This is a genomic window from Streptomyces sp. NPDC001822, from assembly GCF_042892135.1.
Lineage (GTDB): Bacteria > Actinomycetota > Actinomycetes > Streptomycetales > Streptomycetaceae > Streptomyces.
Genome location: NZ_JBIATW010000002.1, coordinates 475,806 through 489,851 on the forward strand (window position 1 = coordinate 475,806; position 14,046 = coordinate 489,851).

Below are 14,046 nucleotides of genomic sequence, written 5' to 3' on the forward strand. Positions count from 1 at the left end.
CCGGGCCGTGACGCGCTCGCGTGGGTGTCCGCCCGGCCGATGCCGGAGGCGGGGCCCGGCGGAGCACCGGGCCCCGCCCGCCGGCCTCACGGTCTAGCGGACCGGCAGCCGCCGGAACAGAGGGCGGGGGACGTGCCGCAGGGCCGACATGACCACCCGCAGCGCGCCGGGCACCCACACCGTCTCCGAACTCCGCCTCAGACCCGTCACGATCGCGTCCGCGACCGCGCCGGGGGTCGTGGCGAGCGGTGCCTCCTCGCGCCCCGCCGTCATGCGTGAGCGCACGAATCCGGGACGTACGACCATCACATGCACCCCGGTCCCGTGGAGTGCGTCGCCCAGGCCTTGGGCGAAGGCGTCCAGGCCCGCCTTGCTGGAGCCGTAGATGAAGTCCGCGCGCCGTGCGCGTTCGCCGGCCACCGAGGAGAGCACCACCAGCGAGCCGTGCCCCTGCGCCTGCAGTGCGCCCGCGCACACCAGGCCGGCGGAAACCGCCCCCGTGTAGTTCGTCTGTGCCACCCGGACCGCGGAGAGCGGTTCCTCCTCGTCGCGTGCCTGGTCGCCCAGGACGCCGAAAGCCATCAGCACCATGTCGATGTCGCCCTCGGTGAAGAGCTTTCCGAGCACCTCCTCGTGGGAGGCGGAGTCGAGCGCGTCGAAGTCGACGGTTCGGACGTCGGCCCCCAGCTCGCGCAGCTCGGCTGCGGCCCGCTCCAGGGCAGGGGAGGGCCGTCCGGCCAGCCGCACGGTCCGGGTGCGGCGGGCGATCAGCCGCCGCGCGGTGGCCAGACCGATCTCCGACGTGCCGCCGAGTACGAGCAGGGACTGCGGGGCACCGAAGGCGTCCTTCAAAGGAAAACTCCTAGCGGGAGACGGGTGAGGAGAGGGCACCGGCGGACGGGGGACCCGGACAGGACCCCGCCGGGGCGGCCGGCCCGCCGGACCGCTCAGAGCGCGAGCCGGCGGGACAGGTCGGAGGTGAAGGCGCCGGAAGGGTCCAGGTCCCGGCGCAGGGCCCGGAACTCGGCCAGCCGCGGGTACATCGCCTCGGTCAGCTCCGGTCTCAGCCGCGCGTCCCTGGCCAGGAAGACGCGCCCGCCCGCCGCCGCGACCTCGTCGTCCAGATCGTCCAGCAGACGGGCGAGGCCGGGCAGCCCGGCGGGCAGCCCGAAGGAGAGCGTCCAGCCGGGAACGGGGAAGGACAGCCAGCCGGGACCGCTGTCGCCGAGGCGTTCGAGCCTGCCGTGGAAGGCCGGGAACCGGCGCAGGACGAGCCGTCGGACGATGCGGTGCAGGGTCTCCTCGTGGCCGTACCCCACGGCGAACTGGTACTGGAGGAAGCCGCCCGTGCCACGCAGGCGGCGCCAGTCGGGCACGGCGTCCAGGGGGTGGAGGAAGGCGGACACGCTGCGCAGGTCCCCGGTCCGCGAGGGGAGGGCGGCGCGGTGGCGCAGCTCGTTCAGGAGGGTGCCGGCGGTCCGGCCGAACAGCCCCTCCGGGACGAGGGCGTGGGCTGCGGGGCGCCTCCCGGGGCGGAGATCCAGCGGTGTGCGCCGGGCGCGCGCGGGTAGCGCTTCCAGGGGTGCGTGCTCCCCGCGTGTGACGACGGCCCGCCCCGTCGCCCTGCCGCTCGCCAGGAGGTCGATCCGGGCCGTCGCATAGGGGGCGGCGTCGCCCGAGGTCGCCAGCCGGGCCATCGCCTCGTCCAGGTCCGCCGCCTTCACCGTGTCGACGGTCATCAGCGACGTGCTGACGGGACGCAGGGCCAGCGTCGCGGAAAGGATCACCCCGGTCAGGCCGAGACCGCCCGCGGTCGCGTCGAACAGATCGGTCCCGGGGAGCACCGTGCGCACGTCACCGTCGGCGGTGAGCAGTTCCAGGGCGCGCACGTGCCGGGAGAAGGAACCCGCCGTCCGGTGGTTCCTGCCGTGGACGTCCGAGCCGATGGCTCCGCCGACCGTGATCGTGCGGGTGGCGGGGGTGACCGGGAGGAACCAGCCGAGCGGGAGCGCCGTCTCGATCAGGCGGTGCAGGCTCACCCCGGCGTCGCAGACGACCGTGCCCGTCGCCGGGTCGACCGAGCGGATCCGGTCCAGGGCGGTCATGTCGACGACCGACCCGCCGGCGTTCTGCGCCGCGTCGCCGTGCGCCCGGCCGAGCCCCCGGGCGACGACCCCTCGCGGGCCACGGCCCCGGACGGCGACCACGGCTTCTTCGTACGTACGGGGGCGGAACCGCACAGCGGTCGTCGGGGCGGTGCGGCCCCAGCCGGTCAAGGACACCGTGTCGACAGACATGAACGTGACGGTATCGCCAGAGAAAACCCTTTTGAGGGATTTGTTACAGCACTCACCGAAATGGGTGATTGGTTGTGCGGGCAGCCTCCGGCACCGGTTTTCCGGCCCGGGAGGGGTACGCGTAGGTCATGGACTGGCTGAAAAGACTCCCCGTCGTCGGGCCGCTCGTCGCACGGCTCATGGAGACGCACGCCTGGCGCTCCTACGAGACGCTGGAACGGGTGCACTGGGCCAGGCTCGCGGCGGCGATCACCTTCCTCAGCTTCCTCGCGCTCTTCCCGCTGATCGCGGTCGGCGCCGCGGTCGGGGCCGCTCTGCTGTCGAACGAACAGCTGGACAGGATCGAGGACAAGCTCGCCGAGCAGGTGCCGGGCATCTCCGACCAGCTCGGCATCGAGAACCTCGTGGCCCACGCGGGCACCATCGGCGTCGTCGCCGGTCTGCTGCTGCTCTTCACCGGCATCGGCTGGATCGGTTCGATGCGCGACTGCCTGCGCGCGGTGTGGGAGAAGGACGACGTGGACGAGGGCAATCCGGTCGTCCGCAAGCTCAAGGACGCCGGACTGCTGCTCGGCCTCGGCGGCGCGGCGCTCGCGACCCTCGCCGTGTCCACCGTCGCCTCGACCGCCATCGGCTGGACGGCCGACCGGCTGGGCATCCCGGAGGACGGTGCGGGAGGCGTCCTGCTCCAGGTGGCCGCCGTGGCCGTGGCGGTCTGCGCCGACTTCCTGCTGCTCCTCTATCTGCTCACCCTGCTGCCGGGGGTCGAGCCCCCGCGGCGCAGGCTGATCGTCGCCGGCCTGGTCGGCGCCGTCGGCTTCGAGCTCCTCAAGCTGCTGCTGGGCAGCTACATCCGGGACGTGGCGTCCAAGAGCATGTACGGCGCCTTCGGCGTGCCCATCGCGCTGCTCCTGTGGATCAACTTCAGCGCCAAGCTGCTGCTCGTCTGCGCCGCCTGGACGGCGACGCCGAGCAAGGGCGGTGTCGAGCCGGCTCCCGAGGAGGTCAGCGGCGGGGAAGGCGGCGCACCAGGTCCGGCAGGGGCCAGCGCCGGTTGACGAGGAACACCCCGGCCGCCAGGACCACCAGCAGTCCGCCGACGATCGACAGGGCCGTCCAGACCCCGCTGGAGCCCGATGCCGCGGCGGCCGTGGAGGCCGCGTGCTTCTTCTCCGCCTTGCCGGCGCCCGCCGCGGGCGCGGAGTCCTTCGCGGGCCCGGTCACGGCGGACTTCGGGGGGACGAGCTCGCCGACCGGGGTCACCTTGCCGTCCGCCGCGAAGCCCCAGTCGAGCAGGTGGGCCGCCTCCTTGTAGACGGCGTGGCTCTCGTCGGCCGACGGGTTCATGACGGTGACCAGCAGGACCTTGCCGTCGCGTTCGGCGATGCCCGTGAAGGTGTTGCCCGCGTGGGTGGTGTAGCCGTTCTTGACCCCGGCGATGCCCTTGTACGGCTCGACGCCGATGTCGCCCGTGATCAGCCGGTTGGTGTTCTGGATCTCGAAGGTCTCGCGCTTCTTGCCCTTCTTCTGCGCGCCCGGGAAGTCCGCCGTCGCCGTCGCGGCGTACTCGCGGAAGTCCGCCTTCTGCATGCCGCTGCGGGCGAACAGCGTCAGGTCGTACGCGCTGGAGACCTGGTTGGGGGAGTCGTAGCCGTCGGGGGAGACGACGCGGGTGTCGAGGGCCTGCAGTTCCTCGGCGTGGCGCTGCATCGCGGCGACCGTGGCGGGTACGCCGCCGTACATCTCGGACAGCACGTGCACCGCGTCGTTGCCCGAACGCAGGAACACGCCGAGCCACAGGTCGTGGACCGTGTAGGCCTGGTCCTCCTTCACGCCGACCAGGCTGCTGCCCTCACCGACCCCGGCCAGCTCGTCCTCGGTCACCATGTGGGTCAGCGACTTCGGCTGCAGGGCGGGCAGGACCGTGTCGGCGAAGAGCATCTTCAGCGTCGAGGCGGGCGGCAGCCGCCAGTGGGCGTTGTGCGCGGCGAGCACCTCCCCGCTCTCCGCGTTCGCGACGATCCACGACCGCCCGGTGAGCTTCTTCGGCAGGACCGGGGCGCCGGGGCCCAGCTGGACCTGGGTGCCCGCCTCGCCCAGCCGTTTGCCGCCCACGGTCGACATGGGACCGGTCGGCTTCGGCTGTTTGTCGTCGGTCTTGTCCTTGTCGGCCGCCCCCGCGGGACCGGCGACACATACGGACAGCAATGCGGCAGAGAGGACCGTCATTACGGTCTTTTTCAGAGCAGGCACGGTCGGAAACGTACATGGCGTTGCTGAGGATCGGGACCCGGATGCCCTGACCCGCCGTGCATTCCGCCAGGACAGCCCACCCCGGGCGACCGGCCCGGAGGGCGGCGGAGATACTGATCGCATGAAGCTCAGCCGCCCCGTGTCCTGGTTCCTGCTCGTGTTCGGGGTGTGGAGCTGGTTCATCTGGATCACCTTTGCAAAGAACCTGTGGAAGGACGGCAGCGGGCTCGCGTTCGACGACGCCGGCGGACCGACCGCCTACTTCTGGGTCCATCTCCTGCTCGCCATCACCTCGTTTCTTCTGGGGACGGCCGTCGGAGTCATCGGGTTCCGTGGTGTCAGGGCTTTGCGTCGCGACAGCAGATGAGGGGCCGGGCGCCCACCGGCGCCGGGACGGGATTTCAGCGGGGGAGCGTTCGTGGTTGTGGTCTTCGTGCTCGTGGCGGTGGCGGTCCTCGCACTGCTCGTCCTGGTGCACCGCTACGTCTGGCGGCGGCTGATCGGTGACACGACCGAGCCGGGCGGTCTCGCGCGCCGCGCCGGCACCGGCGCGGCGTTCGTGCTGCCGTTGCTGTCCGTGGGCGCCCTCGTCTCGGGCCGGACCGGTTTCCCCTTCGTCGTGCAGCAGGTGCTGGCCTGGCCGGGCTACCTGTGGCTGGCCGCCCTGCTCTACCTGACGCTGGCTCTGCTGGTGGGCGAAGCGGTGCGCCCCGTCCTGCGCCGTGTGCTCGCGCACCGGGCGGGGTCCGCCGAACCGGCCGGGGGAAGCGCCGGGACGACGGAGCGGGCCGCCGTGGCGGTCTCCGGAACGCACCCGGCGGGCGGCGTGCGCACGGACGCAGCAGGCGCGCCCGCAACCCCTGCCGCGACCGGCACCGCCGCGGCTCCGGAAGCGAAAGAAGCCCCTGAGGTCACAGAAGCCCCTGAGGTCACAGAAACCCCTGACCTCACGGGAACCGCTGAGGCCACGAGAACTCCTGAGGCGACAGGGACCCCTGAGGCCACGGGAGCCGCGGAAACCCCTGCGTCCGCGAAGGCCGTCGACCCCTCCCGCAGACTGTTCGTCGCCCGGGCCGTCGGCGGGGCCGCGGCCCTCGCCGGCCTGGGCACGGTCGGATACGGCACGTACGGGGTCCTGCGCGGCCCCCGGGTCAAGCGCGTCACCGTGCCGCTGGCCGGTCTCCCGCGCTCCGCACACGGCTTCAGGATCGCCGTGGTCAGCGACATCCACCTGGGCCCGGTCCTGGGCCGCGCGCACACCCGGCGCATCGTGGACACGATCAACGCCACCGGCTCGGATCTCGTCGCGGTCGTCGGGGACCTCGTCGACGGCTCGGTCGCGGACCTCGGCTCCGCCGCCGAACCGCTCGCCGGTCTGGAGGCCCGTCACGGCAGCTACTTCGTGACCGGCAACCACGAGTACTTCTCCGGTGCGGCGCAGTGGGTCGATCACGTACGCGAACTGGGCCTGCACCCGCTGGAGAACGCCCGCGTCGAGATCGGCGGCTTCGATCTCGCGGGGGTCAACGACATCGCCGGTGAAAGCGAGGGGCAGGGACCGGACTTCGCCCGCGCCCTCGGCGACCGGGACCGCAGCCGCGCCTCCGTCCTCCTCGCGCACCAGCCGGTCGTCATCGACGACGCCGTCGAGTACGGGGTGGGGCTGCAGCTCTCCGGCCACACCCACGGGGGCCAGCTCTGGCCCGGCAACCTGGTGGCCGAGCTCGCGAACCCCACGGTCGCCGGCCTCGAACGCTACGGCGACACGCAGTTGTACGTCTCCCGGGGCGCGGGCGCGTGGGGCCCGCCGGTGCGCGTCGGCGCGCCGTCCGACATCACCGTGGTGGAGCTCGCCTCCCGCCAGGCCTGAGTACCCGCCAGTACTTCGCCGGGCACGGAAATCACACACGGACGTCACATCCGGCGACGAAATCACTGTGGGAATCCTGTGTGAGGCCCAATTCGATGCCGGTACAGCGCTTTTGGTGAGCGAGTCACTGCCGGCACCGCTCCTCGACTTCCAGATGTGAATATCGTGTGATTGGGTGAGGTCGAACATGCGGCGATGTGCGCGATTCCCGCACATGAGCCGAGATGGGGCTGGTAAGGGAGAGCACGGCACATGCGGTCGATCCGAATACGGATTCTCGCGATAATCGCGGTACTGGCCATCGTCGGATTCGGCGGCTGGCAACTGCTCCCCTCGGACGAGGTGAACGAGGACGCCATCAAGGTCGGCACGTCCGACGAGGTGACCTCGCTCGACCCGGCCGGCGCCTACGACGCCGGTTCCTGGGCCATCTACAGCAACCTGTACCAGTCGCTGCTGACCTTCAAGTCCGGGGCCATCGTGCCGGAGCCGGACGCGGCGGAGAGCTGCGGGTTCGTCGGGATGAAGCTCCAGACCTACCAGTGCACGCTGCGGGACGACCTGACGTTCTCCAGCGGCCGCAAGATCACCGCGGCGGACGTGAAGTACTCCTTCGACCGCATGCTCAAGATCAAGGCGGACGTCGGTCCCTCGGTGCTCTTCCCTAATCTCGCCTCGGTCGTGACCGAGGGGCGCACCATCACGTTCAACCTCTCGGCCCGTGACGCGACCTTCCCGCAGAAGCTCGCGACGGGCGCCGGGTCGATCGTGGACCCCAGCACCTATCCGAAGGACAAGCTCCGCAAGGGGAACCAGGTCGACGGATCGGGGCCGTACGTCCTGAAGGCCTACGAGCCCGGGGTGCAGGCCAAGCTGCAGCCGAACCCCGCGTACAAGGGCGCGCTGAAGAGCACCGGCGTGGCGGTCGACATCCGCTACTTCGAGGGATCCGACCAGCTCCAGGCCGCGTGGCAGGCCGGCGAGGTCGATGTGACACACCGTCAGCTCCCCGCCGACAAGCTCGCCGCGCTCGATCCCGGCGCCACCGAACAGCGCGTCACCGAGGCGGACAGCGCCGAGATCCGCAACCTGGTCTTCAACGTCCGTTCCGACTCGCCGCTCGCGGACAAGCGGGTCCGCCAGGCCCTCGCGTGGCTCATCGACCGCGGTCCACTGGTCGGCGACGTCTACCACAGCACCGTCGAGCCGCTGTACTCGCTGATCCCGCAGGGCTACATCGGGCACAGCACCCCCTTCTTCGACGCCTACCCGCAGCCGGACGCGAAGCGCGCCAGGGCCCTCATGCAGGAGGCAGGGGTGAAGATCCCGCTGCCCATCGTCTTCGCCCACCGCGACGACGACGCGAACAAGGCGGAGAGCGCCGAGCTGGTCCGCCAGATGGAGAAGGACGGGCTGTTCAAGGTCACCGAGAAGGCCGTGGAGTGGCAGGCCTTCCAGAAGGGCTACGCGGCGGGCGACTACGACGCCTACACCGTCGGCTGGCTTCCCGACTTCCCCGACTCCGACACCTTCAGCCAGCCGCTCGTCGGCCGCGACAGCAGCCTCCACAACGGCTACGTCAGCGCGAAGATGGACCGGCTGATCGCGTCCACGCAGCAGTACAGCGACCGCGGCCGGACGTCCTCCGACTTCAAGGAGCTCCAGCAGCTGGTCGGCGAGGACGTGCCGCTGATCCCGCTGTGGCAGAAGAAGGACTACGTCGTCGCCACCACCGAGGTGTCGGGCTCCCAGTACCTCTCGGACGGCACCGGGATCTGGCGTCTCTGGGAACTCAGCTGGATCTGACGTCCAGGGCGTCCAGGACGTCCGGGACATCCCCGGCGTTCAGGGCGGCCAGTGCGTCCCCGGCGTTCAGGCGTCCTTGGTGTCCCGGACGCCGGGCATGAACTCCACCAGCACGTCGTGAACCTGCCGCACGAGCGGTCGCAGCACCCGGAAACGGGAGAGCGCGATCGCCCGTGCGGCAAGTGGCGCGGTGCGCTCCACCAGCCGGCGGCTGCGCTCGGTGTTCTCGGTCCGGTCGTAGACCCAGAACAGCACCAGTCCCATCTGCATCAGCCACATCAGCTGCGGCAGCAACCGGTCCAGCTCGGGGTCGCGCTTGACGTCCGACCCGGCCAGGCAGCGCCGGTGGATCGAGATCGCCGCCTCACGGGCGGCGACGGAGTCCTCCGAGAACGGCGAGAGCGGGCTCTCGGGGTCGGCGGCGTTCTTGAAGAACTGCGCGGCGAAGCGGTGGTACTGCTGGGCCACGTCCAGCCAGCCCAGCAGTACGCCCCGGATGCGGACGGCGAGATCCGCGTCCCCCTCCAGGACCGGCTGGACGGCGACCGCGTGCTCGGCGGCGATCCGGTCGTAGAAGCCCTGAACCAGATGCTCCTTCGAGGAGAAGTAGTAGTAGGCGTTCCCCACGGAGACGCCCGCCTCCTGGGCGATGGCCCGCATCGTGGTCCTGTCGTACCCGCGCTCCTCGAAGAGCCGGAGCGCGGTCTCCAGGATCAGCGTGCGGGTCTGCTCGCTCTTCGAGGCGCTGGACGCCCTGGAGCCCTTGCCGGTCCCGGACGGCTTCGCCGCGTTCGCGTCAGCCACGTTCTCCTCTTCCCTCACCACGGGTCCAAGGCTATCCGGGAGATCCGCCCACGGAATCCGGCAGCCGGCAGGCCGCCCCGGCGGAGGTGCACGGCTCCGTGGTGACGGACCGGATCTTCGCGGCGGCGAGTACGGTCGCCCTCGCGAAGGGCCGCCCCGCCGGGGTGGTGAGCCAGTGGGCCCTGGGGCGGTGCTCGGCGAGGGCCCAGAGGCAGACGATCCAGGCGGAGGTGCCCCGGTAGACCTGGCCCCCGTCACCGACGACGGTGATCTCGTCGAGCGTGGCCGCGTGGTCGAGTCCGGGGAAGCGGTGCCGGGCCTCGGGGGAACCGGCCGGGACGAGGTCGAGGGGGACGAGCTGCCGCTGTCCGCCGAGCCACTGCCGCAGATGGACGCAGAGGGGGCACCGGTCGTCGTAGAGGACCGTGAGGCGGCCGACCGGCGGCTCCGCGGAGCGCGTACGGGCCATGTCGCTCACTTCCCGGCGGCGGGTGCGGCCCAGGGGCCCTGGCTGCCGGGGCCGGTCCAGCCCTGCGGCGGTACCGGCGGAGTCTGCTCGCGCTCCATCAGGCTCCGGCGGCGGATCCTGTTGAGGACGTAGACGTTGACCAGGTGCATGGCGCCCAGGACGAGCAGGACGACGCCCGTCTTCACCGACAGCGCCTCGAAGAGCTGCCTGGCGTCGGCGACCCCGTCGGCGTTCTTCAGGTAGAGGGCCACGAAGCCCAGGTTCAGCAGGTAGAAGCCGACCACCAGAAGGTGGTTCACCGCGTCGGCCAGCTTCTCGTCGCCCCGGAGCACGTCGGCGAGGAAGATCCTGCCGTTGCGGCTCAGCGTGCGGGCGACCCAGACGGTGAGCGTCACGCTGACGAGCAGGTAGATGACGTAAGCGAGCACAGTGAGGTCCATGCCCCACCCTCCCTTGAACGCGTTCAAAATGTTGACACGCTGACTGTAGGCCCATTGTTGAACGTGTTCAAGTGGGGTGAGGGGGGCGGCTGGACAGCCACGTGGGAGGCGGGCGACGCGAGGTGACCGGACGTCAGGGTGGGTCGCTCGCCCGCACGGTGACCGGCGCGGGCGTGCGCCGGAAGAACCCGGAAACGGGAAAGCCGGGGACCGCTGGTGCGGTCCCCGGCGTGAACCAGGGGTGATCGGCGGCCGCGGCGGCGGTCGCGTGATCCGGGCGGCGGCCCGGTGCGGGCCGCGCCGGCCCTCAGGCGCTCATCGAGCGCGCGGTGTTGACCTGTGACATGACCATCTGGAAGGTCTCGGGTCCCGTCGCCGGGATCATCGTCGAGTGGTGGCGGCCGGCGCTGGTGACGGTGACCTGGATGAAACCGGTCGTGCGCTTCTCCTTCATCAGGAGGAACAGCAGACCGATCAGGCAGAACAGCGCGAAGACGATCGCCAGCACGATGCCGACGGTGGGGATCTTCTCCTCCGTGCGCGACATGTCCGTCGCGGTCCACACCGCGCCCTTCAGCGGCATGGTGCCGGACGGCGTCACGATCCCGTCGTTCATCACCGTGATGTCACCGAACGAGAGCATGGGCACCCCGCCGGTCCCCCCGTGCTGCGCCGGGAGGTTGAAGCCGGGCTGCGTCGCCTGGCCCGGCCCGGGGTAGCCGTAGCCGGGGCCGGGCTGCGCCGCGGACTCCGGCAGCGGCTGCGGGTAGCCGTACGCGGGGGCGGCGCCCGGCGCCGGATAGCCGTAGCCCTGGCCGTCCGGCATCGTGGGCGGATTGCCCGGCGGCTGCGGCGGGCCCCACTTGTATGAGTCGTCCGCGTACGGATTCGGATCGCTCACGACGTTCCCCGTTCTCCCTCAAGCCATCTGCTCCCGTGCTGTGCTGCGCCGGGAGAGGCGAGCCGGTCGGGCTCCGCACGACCGTACCGTCCCGGCCCGCCCCGACGCACCAACAGGCCCCGTTCCCCGCGCGGTCGGTGCGGGGAACGGGGCCTGTGGAGGTGACGCGTGGGTCAGAAGCGACGCGTGATCAGCGCACGCTTCACTTCCTGGATCGCCTTGGTGACCTCGATGCCACGCGGGCAGGCGTCCGTGCAGTTGAACGTCGTGCGGCAACGCCACACACCGTCACGGTCGTTGAGGATCTCCAGCCGCTGCTCGCCGCCCTCGTCGCGCGAGTCGAAGATGAAGCGGTGCGCGTTGACGATGGCCGCCGGACCGAAGTACTGGCCGTCGTTCCAGAACACCGGGCACGAGGACGTGCACGCGGCGCACAGGATGCACTTGGTGGTGTCGTCGAAGCGCTCGCGGTCCTCGGCGGACTGCAGGCGCTCGCGCGTCGGCTCGTTGCCCTTGGTGATGAGGAAGGGCATGACATCGCGGTAGGCCTGGAAGAACGGGTCCATGTCGACCACGAGGTCCTTGAGGACCGTGAGGCCCTTGATGGCCTCGACCGTGATCGGCTTCTCCGGGTTGATGTCCTTGATCAGCGTCTTGCAGGCGAGCCTGTTCTTGCCGTTGATCCGCATCGCGTCGGAGCCGCAGATGCCGTGCGCGCAGGACCGGCGGAAGGTCAGAGTGCCGTCCAGCTCCCACTTGATCTTGTGAAGGGCGTCGAGAACACGCTCCTTCGGGTCGATCGAGATCTGGAAGTCCTGCCACTGGACCTCGTCGGAGACCTCCGGGTTGAACCGGCGGATCCGGAACGTGGCGGTGATGTAGGGAGAGTCTCCGAAGCCGGCCTCGGCCTTGTCGGTCTTCTCCAGGGTCGGGGTAGCCATCAGTACTTACGCTCCATCGGCTGGTAGCGGGTCGTGACGACCGGCTTGTAGTCGAGCCGGATCGACTCGGTGCCGTCGTCCGCGACCTCGCGGTACGCCATGGTGTGGCGCATGAAGTTGACGTCGTCGCGGTTCGGGTAGTCCTCGCGGTAGTGACCGCCGCGGGACTCCTTGCGGGCCAGCGCGGAGGCGGCCATGACCTCGGCCAGGTCGAGCAGGTTGCCCAGCTCGATGGCCTCCAGCAGGTCGGTGTTGAACCGCTTGCCCTTGTCCTGGATGGACACGTTCAGGTACCGCGCCCGCAGCTCCGCGATCTTCTCGACCGCGGTCTTGATCGTCTGCTCGGTGCGGAACACCATCACGTTGGCGTCCATGCACTCCTGCAGCTCCAGGCGGAGCGCCGCGACGCGCTCGGTGCCCGTCGAGTTGCGCAGCCGCTCGACCTGCTCCTCCACCAGCTTCGCCGGGTTCTCGGGAAGCTCGACGAAGTCGTTCTTCGCGGAGTACTCGGCGGCCGCGATGCCCGACCGGCGTCCGAAGACGTTGATGTCGAGCAGGGAGTTGGTGCCGAGGCGGTTGGCGCCGTGCACGGACACGCAGGCGACCTCGCCGGCGGCGTACAGGCCCGGGACGACGGTGGTGTTGTCGGCCAGCACCTCGCCCTCGACGTTGGTCGGGATGCCGCCCATGGCGTAGTGCGCGGTCGGCTGGATCGGGATCGGGTCCGTGTAGGGCTCGATGCCGAGGTAGGTGCGCGCGAACTCCGTGATGTCCGGGAGCTTCGCGTCCAGCTGCTCCGGCGGGAGGTGCGTGAGGTCGAGGTAGACGTGGTCGCCCTCGGGACCGCAGCCGCGGCCCTCACGGATCTCCGTGTAGATGGAGCGGGACACGACGTCACGGGACGCGAGGTCCTTCATGACCGGCGCGTACTTCTCCATGAAGCGCTCGCCGTCCTTGTTGCGGAGGATGCCGCCCTCACCGCGGGCGCCCTCCGTCAGCAGGATGCCCATGCGCCAGATGCCCGTCGGGTGGAACTGGAAGAACTCCATGTCCTCCAGCGGCAGACCGCGGCGGTACGCGGCGGCCTGGCCGTCACCGGTCAGGGTGTGCGCGTTGGAGGTCACCTTGAAGAACTTGCCGGTGCCGCCGGAGGCGAAGATGATCGACTTCGCCTGGAAGACGTGGATCTCGCCGGTCGCCAGTTCGTAGGCGACGACGCCCGCGGACTTCTTGACGCCGTCGACCTCCTGGAGCAGGAGGTCGAGGACGTAGAACTCGTTGAAGAACTCCACGCCCTCCTTGACGCAGTTCTGGTACAGCGTCTGGAGGATCATGTGGCCCGTGCGGTCCGAGGCGTAGCAGGACCGGCGGACCGGGGCCTCGCCGTGGCTACGGGTGTGACCGCCGAAGCGGCGCTGGTCGATGCGGCCCTCGGGCGTCCGGTTGAACGGCAGGCCCATCTTCTCCAGGTCGAGGACGGCGTCGATGGCCTCCTTCGCCAGGATCTCGGCGGCGTCCTGGTCGACCAGGTAGTCGCCGCCCTTGATCGTGTCGAAGGTGTGCCACTCCCAGTTGTCCTCCTCCACGTTCGCCAGCGCGGCGGCCATGCCGCCCTGCGCGGCGCCCGTGTGGGAGCGGGTGGGGTAGAGCTTCGTCAGCACGGCGGTGCGGCTGCGCTTGGTCGACTCGATGGCCGCGCGCATGCCGGCGCCGCCGGCGCCGACGATGACTGTGTCGTACTTGTGGATCTGCATGGTTTCCTCTGGTCCCTCTGTCCCGGCGCCTAGCGGATGTTCGGGTCGAAGGTGAAGATCACCAGCGTGCCCAGCAGGACGGTGAACACCGTGGCGGTGTACAGGAGCATCTTCAGCCAGAACCGGGTGTTGTCCCGTTCGGCGTAGTCGTTGATGACCGTACGGAGGCCGTTGGCGCCGTGGAGCATGGCGAGCCACAGCATCCCCAGGTCCCAGAGCTGCCAGAACGGCGAGGCCCAGCGGCCCGCGACGAACGCGAAGCCGATCTTGGACACGCCGCCGTCGAGCACCAGCTGGATCAGCAGGTGGCCGATGACCAGGACGACCAGCACGATGCCCGACAGGCGCATGAAGAGCCAGGCGTACATCTCGAAGTTGGTGCGCGAGGCCTTGGGGGTCTTGCCCGTGCGCTGGCGCGGGGGCTCGATCACGGGTGCCGGGTTGTCGACGTCGAACAGGCTCACGGCCTCGACGTCGCCGATCGCCGACGAAGGAGTCTCGGTGGACATTG

At 70.3% G+C, this 14,046-nt stretch carries 14 protein-coding genes; 4 read left to right on the top strand and 10 right to left on the bottom strand.

The genetic code is table 11. From position 1 onward, the window contains the following. Positions 1-93 precede the first annotated feature (93 nt). Together ACFYY2_RS06515 and ACFYY2_RS06520 are read right to left on the bottom strand one after the other, a co-directional pair. Positions 94-852, bottom strand: coding sequence for a decaprenylphospho-beta-D-erythro-pentofuranosid-2-ulose 2-reductase (locus ACFYY2_RS06515; protein WP_388737753.1), 759 nt, complete (start codon positions 850-852; stop codon positions 94-96). A 95-nt stretch (positions 853-947) separates the two neighbouring features. Then, positions 948-2,297, bottom strand: a complete 1,350-nt coding sequence (locus tag ACFYY2_RS06520; protein ID WP_388737757.1) for an FAD-binding protein — start codon at positions 2,295-2,297, stop codon at positions 948-950. A 128-nt stretch (positions 2,298-2,425) separates the two neighbouring features. Between ACFYY2_RS06520 and ACFYY2_RS06525 the strand changes: the two genes are divergently transcribed. Then, entirely contained in the window at positions 2,426-3,355 is a 930-nt protein-coding gene (locus tag ACFYY2_RS06525) for a YihY/virulence factor BrkB family protein (protein ID WP_388737761.1), read from the top strand. On the opposite strand, the gene ACFYY2_RS06530 is transcribed toward ACFYY2_RS06525, so the two are convergent. Beyond that, complete coding sequence (locus ACFYY2_RS06530) at positions 3,303-4,550, bottom strand: D-alanyl-D-alanine carboxypeptidase family protein (protein WP_388737766.1); 1,248 nt, start codon at positions 4,548-4,550, stop codon at positions 3,303-3,305. The genes ACFYY2_RS06525 and ACFYY2_RS06530 overlap by 53 nt on opposite strands. Positions 4,551-4,671: 121 nt before the next feature. Here ACFYY2_RS06530 and ACFYY2_RS06535 point away from each other — a divergent pair, with 121 nt between their 5' ends. From ACFYY2_RS06535 to ACFYY2_RS06545, 3 genes are all read left to right on the top strand, one after another. Next, on the top strand, positions 4,672-4,917 hold the full coding sequence (locus tag ACFYY2_RS06535; RefSeq protein WP_388737769.1) for an SCO4848 family membrane protein: 246 nt from the start codon (positions 4,672-4,674) through the stop codon (positions 4,915-4,917). Positions 4,918-4,974: 57 nt separating this feature from the next. Then, on the top strand, positions 4,975-6,420 hold the full coding sequence (locus ACFYY2_RS06540) for a metallophosphoesterase (RefSeq protein WP_388738602.1): 1,446 nt from the start codon (positions 4,975-4,977) through the stop codon (positions 6,418-6,420). Between the two features lie 252 nt (positions 6,421-6,672). After that, positions 6,673-8,226: an ABC transporter substrate-binding protein gene (locus ACFYY2_RS06545; RefSeq protein WP_388737772.1), complete on the top strand. Its 1,554-nt coding sequence runs from the start codon at positions 6,673-6,675 to the stop codon at positions 8,224-8,226. Positions 8,227-8,292: 66 nt separating this feature from the next. Here the strand turns inward: ACFYY2_RS06545 and ACFYY2_RS06550 are convergent, their stop codons facing one another. The 7 genes from ACFYY2_RS06550 to ACFYY2_RS06580 all read right to left on the bottom strand — a co-directional run bounded on the left by ACFYY2_RS06550 (position 8,293) and on the right by ACFYY2_RS06580 (position 14,044). After that, positions 8,293-9,051, bottom strand: coding sequence for a TetR family transcriptional regulator (locus ACFYY2_RS06550; RefSeq protein WP_388737774.1), 759 nt, complete (start codon positions 9,049-9,051; stop codon positions 8,293-8,295). 10 nt (positions 9,052-9,061) lie between these two features. Further along, on the bottom strand, positions 9,062-9,499 hold the full coding sequence (locus ACFYY2_RS06555) for a thiol-disulfide oxidoreductase DCC family protein (RefSeq protein ID WP_388737776.1): 438 nt from the start codon (positions 9,497-9,499) through the stop codon (positions 9,062-9,064). A 5-nt stretch (positions 9,500-9,504) separates the two neighbouring features. Continuing rightward, entirely contained in the window at positions 9,505-9,939 is a 435-nt protein-coding gene (locus tag ACFYY2_RS06560; RefSeq protein WP_388737778.1) for a hypothetical protein, read from the bottom strand. Between the two features lie 307 nt (positions 9,940-10,246). Further along, positions 10,247-10,840, bottom strand: coding sequence for a hypothetical protein (locus ACFYY2_RS06565; protein WP_388737781.1), 594 nt, complete (start codon positions 10,838-10,840; stop codon positions 10,247-10,249). Positions 10,841-11,013: 173 nt separating this feature from the next. Continuing rightward, positions 11,014-11,781, bottom strand: coding sequence for a succinate dehydrogenase iron-sulfur subunit (locus ACFYY2_RS06570; protein ID WP_388737784.1), 768 nt, complete (start codon positions 11,779-11,781; stop codon positions 11,014-11,016). Then, entirely contained in the window at positions 11,781-13,535 is a 1,755-nt protein-coding gene (gene sdhA / locus ACFYY2_RS06575) for a succinate dehydrogenase flavoprotein subunit (RefSeq protein WP_388737790.1), read from the bottom strand. The genes ACFYY2_RS06570 and sdhA overlap by 1 nt, the downstream gene beginning before the upstream one ends. 29 nt (positions 13,536-13,564) lie before the next feature. Beyond that, positions 13,565-14,044 carry a succinate dehydrogenase hydrophobic membrane anchor subunit gene (locus tag ACFYY2_RS06580; RefSeq protein ID WP_388737795.1) on the bottom strand — a complete coding sequence of 160 codons (480 nt, stop codon included), beginning with the start codon at positions 14,042-14,044 and terminating at the stop codon, positions 13,565-13,567. Positions 14,045-14,046 lie beyond the last annotated feature (2 nt).